This window comes from Streptomyces sp. NPDC088910 (genome assembly GCF_044749865.1).
Classification (GTDB): Bacteria; Actinomycetota; Actinomycetes; order Streptomycetales; family Streptomycetaceae; genus Actinacidiphila.
Window position 1 is genome coordinate 742,928 of sequence record NZ_JBIVIV010000002.1, and the last position, 19,570, is coordinate 762,497.

At 68.3% G+C, this 19,570-nt stretch carries 12 protein-coding genes; 9 read left to right on the top strand and 3 right to left on the bottom strand.

The annotated features are described in order from the left end of the window. The first annotated feature begins 118 nt into the window (after positions 1-118). Complete coding sequence (locus tag ACIP4Z_RS07765) at positions 119-1,177, top strand: hypothetical protein (RefSeq protein ID WP_401305802.1); 1,059 nt, start codon at positions 119-121, stop codon at positions 1,175-1,177. Here ACIP4Z_RS07765 and ACIP4Z_RS07770 read toward each other — a convergent pair. Then, positions 1,141-1,905 carry an MBL fold metallo-hydrolase gene (locus ACIP4Z_RS07770; protein WP_401305804.1) on the bottom strand — a complete coding sequence of 255 codons (765 nt, stop codon included), beginning with the start codon at positions 1,903-1,905 and terminating at the stop codon, positions 1,141-1,143. The genes ACIP4Z_RS07765 and ACIP4Z_RS07770 overlap by 37 nt on opposite strands. Positions 1,906-2,457: 552 nt before the next feature. Between ACIP4Z_RS07770 and ACIP4Z_RS07775 the strand changes: the two genes are divergently transcribed. After that, a complete protein-coding gene (locus ACIP4Z_RS07775; protein WP_401305806.1) occupies positions 2,458-2,607 on the top strand; it encodes a hypothetical protein in 150 nt (49 codons plus the stop codon). On the opposite strand, the gene ACIP4Z_RS07780 is transcribed toward ACIP4Z_RS07775, so the two are convergent. After that, on the bottom strand, positions 2,591-3,772 hold the full coding sequence (locus ACIP4Z_RS07780) for a spore photoproduct lyase family protein (protein ID WP_401306031.1): 1,182 nt from the start codon (positions 3,770-3,772) through the stop codon (positions 2,591-2,593). The genes ACIP4Z_RS07775 and ACIP4Z_RS07780 overlap by 17 nt on opposite strands. 592 nt (positions 3,773-4,364) lie before the next feature. Here ACIP4Z_RS07780 and ACIP4Z_RS07785 point away from each other — a divergent pair. The 7 genes from ACIP4Z_RS07785 to ACIP4Z_RS07815 all read left to right on the top strand — a co-directional run bounded on the left by ACIP4Z_RS07785 (position 4,365) and on the right by ACIP4Z_RS07815 (position 14,544). Next, complete coding sequence (locus tag ACIP4Z_RS07785; protein ID WP_401305807.1) at positions 4,365-5,879, top strand: cryptochrome/photolyase family protein; 1,515 nt, start codon at positions 4,365-4,367, stop codon at positions 5,877-5,879. 374 nt (positions 5,880-6,253) lie between these two features. Continuing rightward, positions 6,254-7,141, top strand: a complete 888-nt coding sequence (locus ACIP4Z_RS07790) for a hypothetical protein (protein WP_401305809.1) — start codon at positions 6,254-6,256, stop codon at positions 7,139-7,141. A 68-nt stretch (positions 7,142-7,209) separates the two neighbouring features. Continuing rightward, positions 7,210-7,824: a polymorphic toxin-type HINT domain-containing protein gene (locus ACIP4Z_RS07795; protein ID WP_401305811.1), complete on the top strand. Its 615-nt coding sequence runs from the start codon at positions 7,210-7,212 to the stop codon at positions 7,822-7,824. A gap of 26 nt (positions 7,825-7,850) precedes the next feature. Further along, positions 7,851-8,603, top strand: a complete 753-nt coding sequence (locus tag ACIP4Z_RS07800) for a hypothetical protein (RefSeq protein WP_401305813.1) — start codon at positions 7,851-7,853, stop codon at positions 8,601-8,603. Between the two features lie 56 nt (positions 8,604-8,659). Then, positions 8,660-9,229 (top strand): hypothetical protein, encoded by a 570-nt coding sequence (locus ACIP4Z_RS07805; protein ID WP_391041606.1) that lies wholly within the window; start codon positions 8,660-8,662, stop codon positions 9,227-9,229. 225 nt (positions 9,230-9,454) lie between these two features. Further along, the gene (locus ACIP4Z_RS07810) at positions 9,455-14,059 is read left to right on the top strand and encodes an RHS repeat-associated core domain-containing protein (RefSeq protein ID WP_401305815.1); all 4,605 of its coding nucleotides are present in this window, start codon (positions 9,455-9,457) and stop codon (positions 14,057-14,059) included. A 77-nt stretch (positions 14,060-14,136) separates the two neighbouring features. Next, a complete protein-coding gene (locus tag ACIP4Z_RS07815) occupies positions 14,137-14,544 on the top strand; it encodes a hypothetical protein (protein WP_391041602.1) in 408 nt (135 codons plus the stop codon). Between the two features lie 568 nt (positions 14,545-15,112). On the opposite strand, the gene ACIP4Z_RS07820 is transcribed toward ACIP4Z_RS07815, so the two are convergent. Beyond that, positions 15,113-19,084 carry a LamG domain-containing protein gene (locus ACIP4Z_RS07820; protein WP_401305817.1) on the bottom strand — a complete coding sequence of 1,324 codons (3,972 nt, stop codon included), beginning with the start codon at positions 19,082-19,084 and terminating at the stop codon, positions 15,113-15,115. Positions 19,085-19,570: the final 486 nt, after the last annotated feature.

Consider the following 19,570-nt stretch of genomic DNA (forward strand, 5'->3'; position numbering starts at 1 on the left):
AGGAAAACGAGTACCCCTGCCGCCCGCGCCATCACGGCGCCGATAGCGGACATGTACGGGTCAGCCAATCCTAGAGCCGGCCCCCGGCACCGCCGCGCACTGGGGCCGGGGCACGCCGATGACGGCGGGCACGACGCATCTGCACATCAACGCCGCGTACCCGGTGTACGGACAGATCATGGTGCAGGCGCAGTTGGTGGACGGTGCGACCGGCAAGGACATCGCGGACTCCTCCACCAACCGCTCGACGAGCGACCTGATCATGAATCAGCCGTATTTCACGCCCAGTTGGACCGATGGGGGCGTCACCTCGTACAGCGCGAGCCCGCAGATCGCCACCGGGGCGCCGCACGCCGTGACCGAGCGGCTGAACATCCGGATCGTCTGGTTGAGCCCGGCGTCCGCGCATACGACGAGCACCCAAGTGGTCTTTACGGCAGCCCAGATCGCCGCAGCCGGATACCCGCCCGAGCAGCTCGAGAGCGCCGTTGCGGTCCGGTTCAGCGCCGACGGACAGAACTACGCGGTCAAGCCCTGGATGCCGGGTGCCGACGGGTCGTTGAGCATCGACCTTCCGCCGGTCGACTGGCGCGCCGGCATCGCCCAGTCGCAGTACCTGAGCTTCAAGGCGGCCTGGGGCCTGCCCGCGGGCAGGCCCGTCGGCACGATCGAGGTCCGCGACCCGCAAGGGTGGCAGTGCGTCGGCGCCACGCAGACCCTGCGCCCCACTGCCGACGTGCGGCCCGCGGAACTCGTCCCCAGCGTCTTCGGGCGGGACGCCAAGGGCGATCTGTGGCTCATCCCCGGTGCCAGGGGGGCCCGTTCGTCCGCGTACTACGACGCCCGCAGTCTGGTCGGCCCCGGCTGGAACGCCTACACCCACCTCCTGGGCACCGGCGACCTCCGCCTCGACGGCCACGACGACCTCATCGCCACCGGTCGCACCGGCCTTTGGTACTACGAAGGCACCGGCAACCCCGCCGCCCCCTTCAAGCCCCGCCTCAAGATCAGCGGCGGGTGGCAGGCGTACAACTGCGCGGGGTACGGACGGGGCGATGGCGATGGCGACGTCGGCGGGGAGTTCCGCGCCGACCGCTTGGCCAGGGTGCCGATCCGGTCGGCTCGCCGGGGGTTCGGGTCCTACCGGCCTCGGGCCTGTTCCATGTTGGCCCGGTGAGGACGGGAGAGCCAGTCCGCGTGCGGGCCCAGGCGCGCGTCGACCGGGTCGTCTCCTCGCCGGAGCGCGTCGATGTAGGCACGCTCGGCGGCGAAGCGGGCCGCCACCTCGCGGCCTTCGGCAACGGAGCCGTGGCCCGGGACCACGACGTCGGCCTGCCCGGCAGCCTCGGCCAGCCGGTCGAGAGCGCTTTCGTAGGCTCCCACCTGATCGTCCTGGCGAGCGTCGAAGAGCGGGATCAGGACGTCGGAGAGCATGTCGCCGACGAGCAGGACGCCGCGGTCCGCCAGCAGGACCGAGGCGTGGCCGACAGCGTGCGCCTGGTGCTCGATGACCTGGCCCGGCACCGCTCCGCCGTCGGCGGGCAGCGGGGCGACGAGCGCGACGAGGTCGAGGGGTACGCCGGACGCGCTCTCCGCCGCCATCGCCTGCGCCCGCTCCCGGGCCTGACCGGCAACGCGGGCGGCGGCGGCGGTCGCGTAGCGCGGCACATCGCCGAACCGGGAATGCCACAGCAGATGGTCCCAGTGCGGATGGGTGCAGAACCCGGCCACCACCGGAATGCCGAGCCCGTCCACATCATCGGCGAGCTGGTCCAACTCGGAACCGTCGATGCCGGGATCGATCAGGACCAGCCCGTCCTCGCCGCGCACCACGATCGAATTGGACCAGACCCAGTCGCTCTGCCGCACCCAGACACCGTCGGCCACCTGCTTCAGCTTGCCCATCTCTGCTCCCATCGCTTGCCTGCACCACTGAGACTGCTGCCCGCGGCCGAACTCATCGCTCCCATCGCCGCCCGCCGCGACGGATTCAGCGCGGATGGCCCCAGCTCCTCGACCTGGCGCTTATCAAAGGAGCGGACTGCTCCTCGTCCTGGCTGACCGCCACGCCGGTCATGCGCCGTACGGCGAAGCTCGGGATCGGCGAGGACGGCACGGTCGTCAGCAGGACGGACTTCGTCTGGGGCGGTACGTACGCGACTGGCCGAGCAGATCGTCTCCACCGGCTACGGCTACGGCTACGGCCACGGCTCCGGCTCCGGCTCCGGCTCCGGCTACGGCACGGTCGCCGTCACGACCTGGGACGCCCTGCCCGGCAGTCATCGACCGGTCGGCCAGACCGACCGTGTCCAGGGACTCGACGGCGCGGCGCGGCTGCGCGGCACCGGTGAGCCCTGGCCGCTTGGAAATGCGTCGCGCTCACGCACGCCGGGTCACCGATCACGTATGGCTGCACGTCCTCGACGACGCGGTCACCGAAGAGGCACGCTCGGCTACATGCCGACCGACTACCAGCCGGAGGCCGCCGCCGCGGTCGTCGCCGAATGGAGCGCCCGCGAATGCGGCTTTCCGCCCCCGGCCGTCGAAGTGACCTTCCACCGGGAGGGGCCGGCGGCGGAGGGGCCGGCGTTCAGAACGCGTATCTGACCCGTAGCCAAGGGGCGTGCGTCGCGATCAGCTCCCGGAGCCGGACGACGGCGCCGTGCTTGACGTCGCGCGCGTAGCGGACATTGAGCGCGCCGTTCTCCGAGCGTTTGACCTCCTGGGCGTCCGGCTGCCACAGGAGGTCCTCCGCGCGCGGGTGCCAGCCGAGGTTGACCTCGTGCAACTGCTGGTTGTGGGTCAGCATGATGACCTCGGCGGCAGCCTGCCGCTTCACCCGGACGGGCAGGACATCGTCGAGGTGGGCGAGCAGATCGGCCCAGTCCCGCTGCCAGCCGGGCCGCAGTACGACCGGTGAGAGGTTGAAGTGGACCTCGTAGCCCGCGTCGAGGAAGTCCGCGGCCGCGGCGACGCGTTCCGCGACCGGGCTGGTGCGGATGTCCAACAGGCGCGAGTCGCGTTCGGGCATCAGCGAGAAACGCACCCGGGTACGGCCCCGCGGGTCCAGCGCCAGGAGGTCGGGGTTGACGAACTTCGTGGCGAATGACGCCTTGGCGGTGGGCAGGGCGCGGAAAGCGGCGATGAAGTCGGCGGTGTTGTCGCAGACCAGGGCATCGACCGAGCAGTCGCCGTTCTCGCCGATGTCGTAGACCCACGAGTGGGCGTCGCACTGGTTCGGCTCCCGCTTGGGGCCCTGTGTCCGCACATGCCGCCGGACGTGGGCGATGATCGCCTCGACGTTGGTGAACAGCGTGATCGGGTTGGAGTATCCCTTGCGGCGCGGTACATAGCAGTAGGCGCAGGCCATCGCGCACCCGTTGGAGGCGCCGGGGGCGATCCAGTCGGCCGATCTGCCGTTGGGGCGCGTCTCCAGGGTGCGCTTCACGCCCAGGACGAGTGTCTCTGTCTTGACGCGCACCCAGCGGGAGACGTTTCCCTCGTTGCCGTGCAGGGAGGGGATGCGCCAGTGGCTCGCCACCTCGGTGACGGGGACGCCGGGGAGCCGCGCCATGATCTGCTGGCCACGCGGGGAGGCGAGCGCGGCCGGCTCGGCGTACACCTGCCGTACGTCCAGCATTCGTCGGGCCTGCGGGCTGTCCCGGAATCCGCCGTCGTCGGGCGGGGCGGCGGACGGTGTGTCCTCCCACCCGAAGAGGGTCTGCTGCTCGGGAGGGCCGGGAGGGCCGGCCGTATCGGGCCGGTCCGGCAGGTCCGGCCGGTGGTGGGACGAGTCGGCCGGGGGCTGTGGCACGGCGCTCCTCCTGCCCTCGGCCTGATCCGTATCCGTATCTGTGTCCGTGTCCGTGTCCGTATCCGTGTCGGCCGTTCGAACGGTACGCGCGGGGGCGGGCCCGCGCCGCATGTGGTCGGCGGCGCGTCCGGCGGACATCGCGGCGGACGGACACGTCCGAGCCTACGGGCCCGAGTCCAGGGGCGGTCGTCAGGGCCGAGTCCGGCGGGGCGGTGAGGAGCGACCCGGTGGCGTACGTCTCGGCCCTCCGGAGTCCGGCCGCGCCGGAGTGTCGGCGCGCAGGACCCGCGCGGAGGCTGGCAGCATCGGCCGAAGGGACGGTCCGTGCGTCGGCGCGGCCTCATTGACCCGAGCTCGCTGTCGTGGGAACCGGCCCGGGCGTACGAAGGTTCCGCGCCCGTCGGCTCCGCGTCGGTCCGGCGTGCAGCACCGGCCCGCCGGCCGGCGTGGAGCACCGGCCCGCCGCGGGAAGCGCAGACCCGTGGAGCACCGACCTGTGGAGCACCGACCCGCCGCGCGGAGCACCCGGGCGCCTCGAGAGGAGACCCCCATGGAACCGCGACCCCACTGGCTGTTCGGCGACCAGCTCGGCCCCCACTTCCTCGATCCCCGGCACGGCGGCCCCGACGCCCAGGCGCCGGTGATCATGATCGAGGCCCGTTCGGTGCTGCGCCGCCGCCGGTTCCACCGCGCCAAGGCGCATCTGGTGCTGTCCGCGATGCGGCACCGCGCGGCCGAACTGGGCGACCGGGTGACGTACGTACGCGCCGAGACGTATACGGAGGCGCTGGCCCAGGTGCCGGGCGGCGGCAGGGATCGGCTCACGGTCTGCCACCCCACCTCGCGCGCCGCGCTGGCCCTGGTCACGTCGCTGGAGCGGGTGGACGTGCTGCCCGCGAAGGGCTTCCTGGTGCCTCGGGCCGAATTCGCGGAGTGGGCCGGACGCCGAGGCGGTCGCAGCCTGCGGATGGAGGGCTTCTACCGCTGGGTGCGCGAGCGGCACGACCTCCTCATGGACGGGGACGGGCCGGCGGGCGGCCGGTGGAATCTCGACCACGACAACCGTGAGCCGCCGCCGCGCGGCCAGGACACCCTGACGGTGGCCGGTCCCTCGCGGCCGGAGGAGGACGAGATCGACGACGAGGTCCGCCACGACCTCGACCGGTGGGAGCGCGACGGCCAGGTGTCCTTCGTCGGACGCGACAGCCCCCGGCTCTTCCCCGCCACCCGCCGCGAAGCCCTGTCGGCGCTGCGCCGCTTTCTCTCGCACCGGCTGCCGGACTTCGGACGGTACGAGGACGCCATGCTGGCCGCCGATCCGGTGATGAGCCACAGCCTGCTGTCCGCACCGCTCAACCTCGGACTCCTCGACCCGGCCGAGTGCGTCGAGCGGGCCGAGGCCGCGTACCGCGCGGGTGACGCGCCGCTCAACAGCGTCGAGGGCTTCGTCCGGCAGATCGCCGGCTGGCGGGAGTACGTATGGCAGCTGTACTGGCACTTCGGCGAGGACTACCGGCACCGCAACGCGCTGCGCCACCACGCCCCGCTCCCCGACTGGTTCCTCGAACTGGACGCCGACGCCGTCACCGCCAACTGCCTGTCCACCGTCCTCGCCCAGGTCCGGGACACCGGCTGGACCCACCACATCCCCCGGCTCATGGTGCTCGGCAGCCGCGCCCTCCAGGACGGCTGGGATCCGGCGGCCGTCACCGACTGGTTCCACCGCTGCTTCGTCGACGGTTACGACTGGGTCATGCTGCCCAACGTCGTCGGCATGTCGCAGTACGCCGACGGCGGCCTGATGACCACCAAGCCGTACACCTCCGGCGGCGCGTACCTCCACAGGATGAGCGACCTGTGCGGGCCGTGCGCCTACCGCCCCACCGACCGCGTGGGCGACCACGCCTGCCCCTACAGCACCGGCTACTGGGCCTTCCTCCACCGCCACCGGGCCCGGCTGTCCGCCAATCACCGCACGGCCCGCGCCGTCCAGGGCCTCGACCGCCTCAAAGACCTTCCCGAACTCCTGGACCAAGCCGCCGCCCGCGGCCCCCAGGCACCGTGACCCCCCCCGGACCCCTCCGACCCCTCCGACTCCTCCGACACAGCCGACATCTCCGACTCCGCCGGCGGCTCGACGGACCCGACACCTCACGTGCGGCAGGTCCGCCCCGGACAACCAGGGCCGCGGTGATGCCGATGAGAGCGGCGCCCGGTCCGGCGAGCACGGTGGAGAGGGCACCGCCGACGGACCGTACCGTCTGGCCGCCGCGCGCGAGGTGCGCGGTTTCCCAGGCCCGTCGCCAGGCGCGCCGGGTGCCTTCCGCGTGAATCGACCCCGGCGGACACGACAGCCGAAACGGCGAGCGAGCGGCGACCGGTGCCGGGTCCGCGGCCGACCGAGCGGACTCCGCGGCACCGGTCTCTGTCGGTGTACGGGTGCTGCCGCGCAGCGACGCCGAGGCCGCGGGCGTCAACGGCGTTCTGCTCTCCCTGACCTGGTATTACGACGACGGACCGCTGACGCTCGCCAACGAGCGGACCTGGAACCAGTTCCGCGGCTTCCAGGGCATGAAGGTCACCACCGGCAACGCGCCCGACCCGGTGACCGAGAGCGACTACACGTACTTCCGCGGCATGGACGGCGACACCCTGCCGAACAAGGGCACCCGCTCGGCCACGATCACCGACTCGCGCGGCGACCCCGCGGTCACCGATCTCGACCAGTACGCCGGCATGGCGTACGAAACCGTCCAGTACGACGGCGCCGGCAGCGGCAAGGTGATCACCGACACCGTCACCGACCCGTGGACCTCGGCCTCCCGGGCGACCCACAGCCTGGGCGACACGCTGCCCGCCCAGAACTCCTATCTCACCGGTCAGAGCAGGGAACGCGTCTACACCCCCTACTCCGACGGCCGAACCGGCGAGACCGAGACCGACTACACCCACGACTCGTACGGCCGGGTCACCAGGACCGACGACCTCGGTGACGTGACCACGGCGGCCGACGACCAGTGCGCCACCACGACATACGCCGACAGCACCAGTGCCTGGATCCTCGACGCCCCGGACGAGAACACCACCGTCGCCGTCAAGTGCGCCACGACGCCCGTCCTCCCGCGCGACGCCGTCTCCGACACCCGTACCTACTACGACGGTTCAACCGCCTTCGGCACGGCGCCGACGGCGGGCTCCGTGACGATGAAGCAGAACGCCGCCTCGTACAGCGGCTCCACGCCGTCGTTCGTCACCATGTCCAGCAGCACCGTCGACGAATACGGCCGGACGCTGAAACGACCACGGACCACGACTTCACGGCCCTGACGATCGCGCCGTCGAAGCCGGCGGCCGCGGCGAAGTCGGCGTCGGGGGCGGCCCGGAAGACCGCGGCGGTGGCCGTCCTCACCACCACCTGGCACCACCCCTTCTGGAACGTCACCACCTCCCAGTGGACCGACGCCTCCCACCTCACCCCCGGCACCCACCTCCGCCAGTCCGACGGCACCACCGCCGTCGTCACCGCGGTCCGCAATTACCACACGACGGCAGTGACGTACGACCTCACGGTCGCGAACCTGCACTCGTACTATGTGCTGGCGGGGGCCACATCAGTCCTGGTCCACAACTGCGACGTAGAGATCACTCAGGAGCAATTGGATACCCTTTCCGTCGGACCCCATGCGAGCGGCGAAGGAATTTCTACGACGGAACCGGACCCCTTGCCCCAAGAAATTCGGGACGCAGTTCAAGATGATGTCTGCCACACCTGCGGCGATACGCAGCCCGGTGCCGGTCCGGTGAAGATCGGCGATCACCAGCCGCCTGTCAGTGTCAGTCCCATCGGCTTCAGCTACCGCGTTTTCAGTCATTGCTCTGTGTGCAGCGGAATCCAGAGCAGGGCGGTGCAAGTTCTGGCTCGCATCGGAAGAAACCACCAGATCTACGAACCGAAGGGGAACTACGAAGAGTTGATGGAGCTTGCGCGTTCACACGTTTCGGGTGGATAGGCGGAGGAATTGACTGGGAGAAGAATATGAAAATCGGCGAAATCGAGGTGGTCCTGAATCATGGCCTTCTGGTGATTGGGTCAGGCGAGGATCCGGAGTTTGACCTATTGGTGGACTCTCCTCCGGTGAGTGATCAAAAGCATGTCATGGTCGCTACTCGTGCTCAGATCGCACCGGTGAGGGTAGGAGTGTGGCGTGGGACTTCACCAGTCGCACCCCGACCGGTCTTCACCGGTCGACTGCTCCTCGCTACCGGATATCTGACGTTCAGAGAGAGCTCGGAACAGCCGTTTTTCGCATGGCCGGCCGTGAGCTCGGGGTCCTCGACCCTGGTGTCGGTCGGTACCGACGCGTGGGACGCGGCAACGGACGTGACGGTCGTCATCGATCCGAGCCAGGAGAGCTGGCCGGACCTGAGAAGTCGAGAGGGATTCGTGGCTTCATCAGCCGAGGTTTCCTCCATTTCGCAGATCGACCGGGTACTTGACGGGCATAATTACCCGGAGGAGCGCCTCGCGGCGGCGTTGAGAATTCTGTCCATGGCATCGTCGGAAGACGTCTCGGCGGCGCGTATTCGATATGGAGTTGAATCCGTCAAAGAATGGATGAAGTGGCTGCACCCGGCCATTTCCGCGAACTCCTTCGGTGGGGTTCCAGAGATCATTGAAGACACCGTCACCGGGACGAAAAGCGTGGAGGCGGGCGCGCGAGCTGTCATGATGAGTATTTCGACCGCCATCGGTATTACCATTAATGAGTTGGTTTTGGCTCACCGGTAGGGGCAACTCGCCGATTTGAAGTCGGCCGCTGCGTGGTCGATTGGAGAACGTCCCGTTTGGCGCTCTCGAAGAGCGGGATCGAAGACTATGCTGCCGTTCCAATCGATGACCCCAAGCGAGCCTCCCGTGTTGACCTGGTGCTCGACGGAGGCGGCGACGAAATCGAGATCGGCACCGTGGCGGAGTTGCCGATTCCTCGGACCGGCGGTGTCACGGGTACCGTCGATCCCGATGCTGCGCTTCATCTGATGTTGAGCGAGCACGGCCTCCCCCTTCACCGACTGGCCAACGCTCTCGATCTCATCCTCAGAGAGTCGGTGAGCAGTTTGAGCGGTGCGTCACCTCGAGCGGGAGCGCTGAGGTCCGCACGCCTTACCCGACTCGTCCAATGGCTGCACGGGCAAGCTCCATGGGCTTCGCCCAGCACCCTTCTTAATGTCAGGACTTCGACAGAAGAACGGATCGTACAGGCTGGCCGAAGAGGCCTTGAAGATTTCGATGCCGCTGGCACCGCGACCGAGATCATCCGGCTTCTCCAACAAGACCGCTTCCGACGCATCGTGCCAGAATTCGGACCTGGGGCCCTATCAATGGAGCGGATGACGGGAATCGAACCCGCGCTCTGAGGGAGCGATCTCGAACATGGCCCAGTTCGGTGCGAAGGGGATGTGTGGCGATCGCTGTTCGCGAGAACGGTTGAGATGTTGCGGGTCCGGTCCGCATGGGACCAGATCGTAGGCGGGTTGCTCACGTACCTCTGCTGTCACAGACATCGGGTGGAACAATGGCTGTTCGCCGAAGCCGACGATGGGGGTGCTGGCGGGGTGACGGGGCGTCCGACGGATTGGGATGTGCTGGATCTGGACCGGGATCCGGTGCCGGGTGATCCGTTCGAGGTGAAGGAACTCGCGCGGAAGCTGGGGGATTTCGCTGATGATGTCGCCTCGGCGCTGCGGTCGGTGCGGGGTCTGAGCGGTGACACCGTCGTCCAGGAGTGGGCGGGGCTGTCGGGTGACGCGTACCGGCAGCAGTTCGGGGATCTGCCGGGTGAGCTGGACAAGCTGGAGCGGTCCTACCGTCTGGCGTCGGGTGCTCTGGATGATTACTGGCCGAAGCTGGAGACCGCGCAGGGGGACGCGGACCGGGCGCTGGCGCAGGGGCGCACGGCGCGGCAGGAACTGGACACCGCGCAAAGCCAGTTGACGAACGCTGATGCGTGGGTGAAGCGGGCGCAGGACAAGTCGAAGTCCTACCAGGAGGACCCGAAGCCGGACGTGCCGCCGCCGTCAGCGGAGGAGGTCCGGGCGGCGGCCCGTAATGCCACGGACGCTAACAGCGCCCACACCACCGCCTCCACCGCCGTCCACAATGCGCAGGCCAAGCTCGACGCGGCCAAGCAACTGGCCGCCGACGCGGCCCAGCTCAGGGACGACGCGGCCTCGACGGCGCAGCACGCGCTGCATGAGGCGTCGGACGCGGGGATCAGGAACAAGCACTGGTGGGAGAAGGCGGTCGACTGGGTCGCGGACCACTGGGACGACATCATCGCGGTCTGCAAGGTGATCGTCGCGGTCCTGGGCATCGTCGTCCTGATCATCGGCGGCCCCCTGGCCTGGCTGGTCCTGGCCGCCGCCGTCCTCGTCCTGGCCGACACCGTCATGAAATACCTACAAGGCAAAGCCAGCCTCTGGGACGTGCTGTTCGCGGCCCTGGACTGCATCCCGATGTTCAAGGGCCTCACCACCGCCGGCGGCCTGTTGAAGATGGCCCGCGAACTCCCCGCCCTCCTCAAATCCGGCAAGGCCCTGGAGAACATCGCCAACAGCGTCCGCAAAGGCGGCGCCGCCCTGCGGGACATGCGCGAGACCGCAGTCCGCATGTTCAGGCGCTTCAGGTGCGGCGATCCGATCGACATCGCGACCGGCGAAATGGTCATGTCCGCGGTGGACATGCAGTTGCCCGGAGTTCTTCCGCTGGTGCTGGAACGGCACCATGTGTCGTCCTATCGTGCGGGCCGTTGGTTCGGCACGTCGTGGGCTTCCGGCCTGGATCAGCGTCTCGTCCTGGACGATCAGGGAGCGCAGTACACATCTGAGGACGGAATGGTCCTCTATTACCCGATTCCGAACCCGGATTGGGACGTCTTCCCGGCCGAGGGGCCTCGCTGGCCTCTGCGTTGGGACGGTGTTCCGGGCGGGGAGATGCGCATCACGCGCCCGGGTCAGGGCCAGATCCTTGGCTTCCGGGCGCTGCCGGGCGGCCCCCCGGCGGAACTCGCGCTCACGTCCGTCGCGGACCGCAATGGGAACGTCATCGATGTCCTCCACACGGCGGAAGGCGTCCCCCACGAGATCCGGCACAGCGCTGGCTATCGCGTCGGTCTGACGACGCAGGACCGGCGAATAACCGAGCTCAGGCTGCTGAGCGACGCCGACCGGCCGGTTGTGCTCCGCTATGGATACGACGAGCGTGGCGACCTCACCGAGATCATCGACTCCTCCACTCTGCCGTTCCGCCTGAGCTACGACGACCATCATCGTGTCACCGGCTGGGAGGACCGCGGCGGCACGCGGTACCGGTACGAGTACGACACGGAAGGCCGCTGTGTCCGTACGGCCGGCTCGGAAAACGTCCTCGCCTACGACTACGCCTACGACACCGCGAACCGCACCACACGCGTCTCCGATTCGCTCGGGCACACCACGACGTACGAGTTCAACGAGCTGGGCCAGCTCGTCCGTACGACCGATCCCCTCGGCAACGCCACCGTCCGGACGTGGGACCGCCGGGACAATCTGCTGTCCCGCACCGACGCTCTGGGCCGCAGCACCGGCTACGCCCACGACGAGGCCGGCCGCCTGACCCGCTTCACCCGCCCCGACGGCGCCGTCACCACGGTCAGGTACAGCCCGCTGGGGCTGCCGGAGACGGTCACGCTGCCTGACGGCGCCGAGTGGCGCCACGAATACGACGAGCGCGGCAATCTGATCCGTACGGTCGACCCGCTGGGCGCTGTCACCGGACGCGACTACGACACGCGCGGTCGGCTCGTCCGGATCACCGACGCCCTGGGGGGCGTTCGCGAGATGACGCCGAACGGCGCGGGCCTGCCGACGGCCACCACCGACGTCGACGGCGCGGTGACGGGCTACAGCTACGACGCGTTCGGCCGGATCATCGGGATCGTCGACGCCCTCGGCGCGGAATCGACGCTCAACTGGACGCCGGAAGGCAAGCTTCGCGGCCGGACGCGTCCCGACGGGACGACGGAAGAGTGGATTCACGACGCCGACGGCAATCTCGTCCGGCACACCGATCCGCAGGGGACTGTGACGCGCTTCGACGTCGGGTCCTTCGACCGTCTGATGACGAAGACCCTCGCCGACGGCACGACCCTGCGTTTCGCCTACGACACCGAACTGCGGCTGACCTCGGTCACAAACGCCACCGGCCGGCAGTGGACCTACGACTACGATCCGCGCGGTGTACTCCGCGGCGAAACGGACTTCAACGGCCGGACGGTCCGGTACGTCCACGATGCCGCGGGCCAGCTCGTCGAGCGGATCAACGGCGCCGGTGAGGCTACGCGTTACGTCAGGGATGCCGCCGGACGCGCCGTCGAGTGGCACGACGGCGACAGCGTCACGTACATGGAGTACGACCCGACCGACCGGCTCACTCGCGCCGTCAACGCGGACACGGAACTGCTGCTCGAACACGACGCCCTTGGACGGGCGGTTCGGCAGACCGTCAACGGCCGCACGCTGACCAACACGTACGACCGGCTCGGCCGTCGGACCGAGCGCCGCACCCCGAGCGGCGCGGTGAGCACGTGGGAGTGGGACACGGGGATGCGTCCCACGTCCCTGCGCGCCTCCGGCCGGCACATAACGTTCGGATACGACGTGGGCGGCGTGGAGACCGAACGGGTCCTCGACGGCGGCCTGGTGAGGATCCGGCAGGAGTGGGACAGCAACCGTCGCCTCGCCTCCCTGACTGTGAGCCGCGGGGGCTCGTCGGATGGGCCAGGGACGCCGGCCGCCCGGCGTACGTACGCATACGGGGCGGACGACCACGTCATCCGCGTCACGGACGCGGCGGGCGGACGCGGATTCACCCTCGACGCGATGGGCCGGGTCACCGCGGTGTCCGCCGAGAGCTGGACCGAGCGATACGCGTACGACGCGCTGGGCAACGTCGTGGTCGGTCAGTGGGACACCGGGCGGCTCGGGGACAGCAGCCCGAACGATGCCGCGGAAGCCTCCGCCGTGACCGGCGACCGTGTGTACGACGGCACGCTGATCAGGCGCGCGGGCCGGACCTCGTACGCGCACGACGCGCAGGGCCGGGTGATCCGCCGCGTGCGCAGGACGCTCTCGGGGACCACGACCGCCTGGCGGTTCCTCTGGAACGCCGAGGACCGGCTCGTCGAGGTGCGCACGCCCGACGGGATCCGCTGGAGGTATCTGTACGACCCCCTGGGGCGCCGTACGGCGAAGCTCGGGATCGGCGAGGACGGCACGGTCGTCAGCAGGACTGACTTCGTCTGGGACGGTATGCAGCTGGCCGAGCAGATCGTCTCCACCGCCTCCGGCTCCGGCTCCGGCTCCGGCTCTGGCGACGGCACGGTCGCCGTCACGACCTGGGACGCCCTGCCCGGCAGTCATCAACCGGTCTGCCAGACCGAGCGGGTTCTGACCGCCGACTCGCCGCAGAGCGACATCGACGCACGTTTCTACGCGATCGTCACCGATCTGGTCGGTTCACCGACCGAATTGGTCGACCCGGACGGCGATGTGGTCTGGCGGGCCCGCGGCACGCTCTACGGCGTCCGCCCGCCCGACGCCGCCGACGGTGTCCAGTGCCCGTTGCGCTTCCCCGGCCAGTACTTCGACGCGGAGACGGGTCTCCATTACAACGTCTTCCGCTACTACGACCCGGAAGTGGGCGGTTACTTCAGCCCGGATCCGCTCGGGCTCGATCCCGGACCCAACCATTACGCGTACGTGCCGAATCCCCTGTCATGGTGCGATCCCCTGGGGCTGAAATGCCTGGAGTTCTTCTCCGTCCAGGGACTCGACGACGCGGCGCGGCTGCGCGGCACGGGTGAGCCCTGGCCGCTGGAAATGCATCGCGCTCACTTCGGTCCGGGCGTCTACTCCTGGGGGTCGCGTGCCGAAGCGGAGAAGTACCTGGCGCTCAAACTCCGGAGGTCGGAGAACGCCGATCTCGAACTCATGCGGTTTACCATCCACGAGAAGGACTTCGCCAAGCTCAAGAAGGTCGACATCTCACAGATGACCGACGACGAGGCGCAGGCGTTCCTCGACCGCTACAGCCTGATGTCCGACACCGGGAAAACGGACCACGGGCTGGAGTACATCACCCGGCCGACCGGCATGGGCCCCGAGCACTTCTTCGACAAATCCGTCTTCGGCCACCTCACATTCGACTAGGGGCCGACCGCCTTGACGAGCTGCGACCAGCCGTGTGACCAGTCATGACCAGCACATCCGACAAGCCTGGAGTTCCGTTGAGTCCCAGCCCCTTCGTCTACCGCAAGATCCTCGGTCCCTGGGCGCTGTACGCCGAACTCTCCGCCGCCGTCTCGACGCCGCCGACGCCGCCCGACGGCGCACGCCGGGTCACCGATCACGTGTGGCTGCACGTCCTCGACGACGCGGCCACCGAAGAGGACGTGACCCAGCTTGAGTTCGGCCTCCGTCAGGTGGCCGCGCAAATCGAGGGCTCGCACCAGAGCGACCTCGTCGTCATCGAGGTCAACACGCTCGACTACATGCCGACCGACTACCAGCCGGAGGCCGCCGCCGCGGCCGTCGCCGAATGGAGCGCCCGCGAATTCGGCTTTCCGCCCCCGGCCGTCGAAGTGACCTTCGACCGCGCCACCGGCTACACCCTCACCTGGCCGCCATCCCACTGAAAACACCCTGCGGATCACTTCGGCGCCCCCGCCATGACGTCGCCTCCGGACACGCTTCTGGGGCGCAATTGACGCAGTGGCCGACGACGGAGCGCGTCGCGGTCGAGCGCGCTCACGAGGCGTTGCTGGCATTCGGAGTGAGCGATGGTCGGCCCATGTGGGAGGTCACCGACCTCATCGAGGGAATCGCACATGCAATGGGCGGCCTGGAACAGCGGCTTGTTCATCAGGGCGCGCTACGCGGTCCGGGGTCGGACGTGGAATGAAGGACAACGAGAAAAAGCCCCAGGCGGTAAACCCGGGGCTTTATTAATGGAGCGGATGACGGGAATCGAACCCGCGCTCTGAGCTTGGGAATCACAGGGGCGCGCGGTCGGTGAAGCTGCAGGTCGCGACCTATCGGCGGGCGGGCGGTTGCTTGTCGGGTGTGCGGAGCCTGACCGTGGTTGGCCGAGCCGTACCTGTGCGTCTGGCGCGATGTGGTGCGCGGCGCCGGCCCGCGGGTCGGCGCCGACGACCTCTGTCGGCACCGATCCGCGGGCTCATCGCGTCACCGTCGACCGGTGGGTCAGTCGAGCTGGACGGCTGCGGGGGCGTCACCTCCTGCGGCTGCGTCCGCCGGAGGCAGGGCGCTGGGGTAGGTGCGGACGTTGCTTATCTGTGCGTTGGCGTATTCGCCGTAGGCGCCTTGGTAGAGGCGTCGGCCGATCTGGAGCGGGCCGACCGCGTTCCAGACGGTGCCGCCGTACGCCTTGGTGGCGGCGAGGCGTCCGTTGACGTAGAGGCTGAGCTGCTTGCCGGCCGCGTCGTAGACGCCCACCAGATGGGTCCATTGCCCGGCGGCGGCGCGAGTGCCGTACGCGGTGCTGTAGTCGGCACTGGTGGTGTCGTCGTTATGGCGGCCGAAGGCCCAGGCCTGTGCCCCCGAGGAGTAGTAGAGCTGGAATCCGTTGGCGTTCCCGGCGGTGCCGGACTGGGAGACGATGGTCGAATTGGCTGTCAGAGAGGAGAGTTTGGCCCATGCCGAGACGGTGAAGCTCTTCGAGTTGTCGACGGCGGGTCCGCCGACCGACCCGTAGCCGGTCGTGCCGCTGAGGCTGATCACCTTGCCGCGAGTGCCGTCGGTCGCCCACGTATAGGCACCGCTCAGAGTGGCGTTGAGACCGCTGGCGGTGTCGGATGCGGTGGCTCCGCTGCCCTCGGCGAGGCTCCACTTGTGGTTGGCGGTATCGGTCACCGTACCGAGGGACCGGGGGGTGTCGAAGATGTAGATCGGGGGAAAGATCATCTGCCCGCTCTGGATGTACGGATACTCGATCAGCTGGCCGTGGGTGTCGGCCGCGTAGAGGTCGGGCACCCCGTCCGCCGCGCCGTCGGGGCTGTTGACATCGCCGGGAGAGGCCACGATCGGATAGGTCGCCGGCGGCAGCGTCAGTGGGAGCGTGCCGTGGCTGTCCGGGTGCAGCAGGGGCGGCAAGCCGGTGCCCTGGTCCACGGTCAGGGGGTAGCTGTAGAGCGCGCCGGTCGCGTTGTCACGCGACCACATCACCGGATTGCCCTTGACAGTGCCGGGGGCGATGAGGGTCTGGCCGGTCCAGTCGCCGTCGCCGAGCAGGATCGGGTTCTTCAGGTGGTACCCGCCGTCCGACTGGTAGAGCCACAGTTCCTTGTGCTCCACGGTGATGACGGCTGGGTAGCCGCTGGTGTTGCCGTAGACGTTTCCCGGCGTGATGAGTTGGGTGATGTCCCAGGCCGTGCTGTTGTAGTCGGTGCTCCGGCAGCGCGAGTCGTCGGGCTCGAACTGGGCGGTTTCACAGGGGTCCTTGGGAACGGCGTCGAAGCGTCGTCCGACGAAGCCTCCGACGGTGGACCAGGCGACGGGAGGGAAGGCTGTGTCGCTGCCCGGGTCCAGGTCGTTCTTGATGACATAGAGCTGTTTGTCCGCGCCGGTCTTGTTGTAGGCGAACAGGTCGTCGACGTCCGCGCCATGCAGGTTGCCGCGGTGGGCGATCAGGTAGTTGTTCCAGCCGCTGCCGTCGGGGGAGTCGGCCTTGGTCGAGACGGTGACGGGGCCGGTGACGGCGGGCGGTGTGCCACTGACCGGGCCGGACTGGGCCGGTGCGGCGGTCAGGGCCGGATCGGTGTCGCCCGGAATGAGGTCCAGGTCGCCGGTCTTTGTCGTGGCGAGCAAGTCGGGCACTCCGTCACCCGAGATGTCACCGGGGGTGATCTTGGTGGCGGGGTTCCATGGGACGGTATACGTATAGCTGGAAGGCGAGGTGGAGATGTTGCCGGCCGCGTCGACGCCGGCGACGTACAGCGTGTGCACACCCCAGTCGACGATCGGGACAGTGAGGGCGCTCGTAGCGGTGCCGTCGGAGGCGGTACTGCTCACCGCCGCGACGATGCCGTTCTGAGCGGTCGGCTGGCTGTCCAGTTTCCAGATGAAGTGGTCGATGCCGCTCGAAAGGCAGGCGTGCGGGGTGCAGCTGTCATCCGCTGGGTCGCCGTCGGCATCAGCCACCGTGAAGCGGGTCGTCTTGCCGGGGCCGGCGTAGACCACCGGGGTGGCGGCTCCCGCCCCCACCGGTGGGAACGACGTGTTGGTGGCGACGACGGGCGTGTCCGGCGGAGTGAAGTCCGCCTTGAACCAGCAACGGTCGCTCATGGGAGAGTCCAGGTGCAGGGGGGAGTCGTCCTTGGCGTATACGTCCCAGCCGTACTCGTGTCCGTCCAGGAGTCTGAACCCGATCGGGACGGAGGCGTCGGTGCCGGATGCCAGGTACGTGGTGTCGGGCGTGGACTTGTCGAGGCCGTTGCCGCTGGAGTCCGAGACGCTGCGGTCCCAGACGTCGTAGTGAGCGGCGATGTGCCCGCCGGAGATCTGGCTGGTGACGGTCGAGTGGAGCTGGATGTTGCTGCCGGACTCCGAGTATGTGGTGGCGCCTATCCAGCCGTCATCGGAGGTCACGCAGGAGCCTCCCGCTTGGACCGGTGCGGGGACGGTGTGCAGGCTGCTCTGCGAGATGGAGGGCGGGATGTCGAACTTCGTTGTGAGCGTGAGCGATTCCGACATACGCAGATAATCGACGTTGCCCGATGTCTCCGACTCGTTGCCGTAGAGGCCGATGGTCCAGGTGTTGGGCTCACTCCAGATGCCGCCGCTCCCGTCGTAACCGTCTCCGTCGTGGTCGGCCAGTTTCTGGGCGAGCCCGGTGACGGTGAACGTGGCGGTGTGGTTGCTGCACGAGCTGTTGGAATTCGCACCGCTTGGCACGCTCGTGGTCACCGGGGGGAACTCGGTGTCATGGGCGCCTGGCTTGTTCTGCCAATCCGTGTTGGCGTCGATGGCGTTCGTGGTGTGGAGGGTGATCGGCTGGTTCCGCGAACAGTCCCAACTGGCCGCGTACGTGGTGCTGATGCTCAGCTTCGCGTCGTACACCACGAACGAACTGTGCAGGTTTCCGGTTGAGATGCTGTAGTACGACCGTTCCAGGCCGCTGCCGCAGGTGCCCCCTTCCTGCTGGTAGCCCACGCCCTCGCCCTTGCTCTGCGGCTTGTCGTACTGCGGAGCGTTGGAGCATTGGCTGTTCGAGTAGAGCTCGTCGTAGTGGCCGGCGGTGCCCGTCACGGGGTTCATGTACGGGTCGATGAACAGCGGATACCGGGTGGCCGGGTCGCTGAGCACCGACGCGTCCGGAGTGAGCGTCAGTCCGTCGGCGCTGGTGGCCATCGGCACGGTTTCCACCCGTGCGCCTGAACCCGGCCCATCGGCGGAGGAGACGGCGTCGCCGATGCCTGAGCCGCTGCCCTGGGAGTCTCCGGCGTCGGCGGATCCGGCGAACTCGGTGAGCGGCACGGGCAGGGGAGTGGAGTCCCACATCAGCGGCCCCGGACTGGTGTAGGCGAGCGTGCCGTCGCTGGTGGTGGCGTCCATGCCGCCGGACGCGTTGGCCCATAGCGCCAGACCCTGGGTGTCGGTCGCCAGCGTCAGTTGGTGCAACCGGGGATCGGCTGCGGCAGCGGCGTCATGAATGATCAGGACATCGCTGAATCCGCCCTGGTCGGTGACGGACACCGAGAGGTCGACCCCCGGCAGAACCGATGTGTACAGAGCTGTGTCATCGCTGATGCTCGGCGTGGGCAGCGCGAACGGCATGGTCAGAGCCATGCTGGTGCCGTCGGCGTGGGTGAGGGTGACGAGTGGTCCCGAGCCGCCTCCCGACAGCCGCACGGCGTTCGGCGTTGCCTGAGGCGACAGGGTTCCGTCGGCGTTGACGGCCAGGCTCGCGTCCACCGGCGTCCACGCGCCGTACTTCTTCACCCGCACCGGCAGAAGACTGGTGGTGGAGGTGAAGGTGCCATCGGGGTCGGCCTGCACCGTGGAGATCTCGGTGGTCAGATCGTCCACCGGTACGGACACCCCAGTGGCGATGGCCTGGTTCTGCGCGACCGACATCGAGTCGGTGTCCGAGGGCGTGTCAGCGGAGGCCTGACCGGCCGGCACGACGGCGAAAAGCCCGGCCACGATGGCGAGCACGGTCAGACGGGTTACCGAGGGGGCGCGACGTCGGCGGCGCTTGAGTGAGAGAGGAGCATCATATTCCGTTTCTATCGCCAATAGATGACGGTGCGTCAATCTAAAGGAGTGTCTATTTTTCCGTTTGCATTCAGGCGGCATTGAGTAAAGTCCCCCCTGGTGGAATTGTCATTTAGGTCTGTGATGTGCGCCACATCTGCGGATTTCTTCGGTGCTTCGCGAGGTTATGTGGTGTCCGATTTGCTGACGCCTGCTCCCATTTACCCCTCCATGGAACGGGCGCATCGGACATTCATTCATCGCACGCCATTTCTCGGCGCCGGCACAGGCTATTGAATTGCATCTCGCCCATCAATAGCCTCCGGTCGATCACCAGTTAGGTGGCGGAGACCCGGGGGGGTTGGTTTGAGCGGCAGACGTCGTTGGCATGCGCAAGTGCAGAACCGGATCTGGACAAGGACGCTGACGTTCGGCACAGCACTTGTC

What these genes read in the sequence shown, in the direction of transcription:
- ACIP4Z_RS07765 (WP_401305802.1), top strand. Translation starts at nt 119, where the DNA reads ATGACGGCGGGCACGACGCATCTGCACATCAACGCCGCGTACCCGGTG.
- ACIP4Z_RS07770 (WP_401305804.1), bottom strand. Translation starts at nt 1,905, where the DNA reads ATGGGCAAGCTGAAGCAGGTGGCCGACGGTGTCTGGGTGCGGCAGAGC.
- ACIP4Z_RS07775 (WP_401305806.1), top strand. Translation starts at nt 2,458, where the DNA reads ATGCCGACCGACTACCAGCCGGAGGCCGCCGCCGCGGTCGTCGCCGAA.
- ACIP4Z_RS07785 (WP_401305807.1), top strand. Translation starts at nt 4,365, where the DNA reads ATGGAACCGCGACCCCACTGGCTGTTCGGCGACCAGCTCGGCCCCCAC.
- ACIP4Z_RS07800 (WP_401305813.1), top strand. Translation starts at nt 7,851, where the DNA reads ATGAAAATCGGCGAAATCGAGGTGGTCCTGAATCATGGCCTTCTGGTG.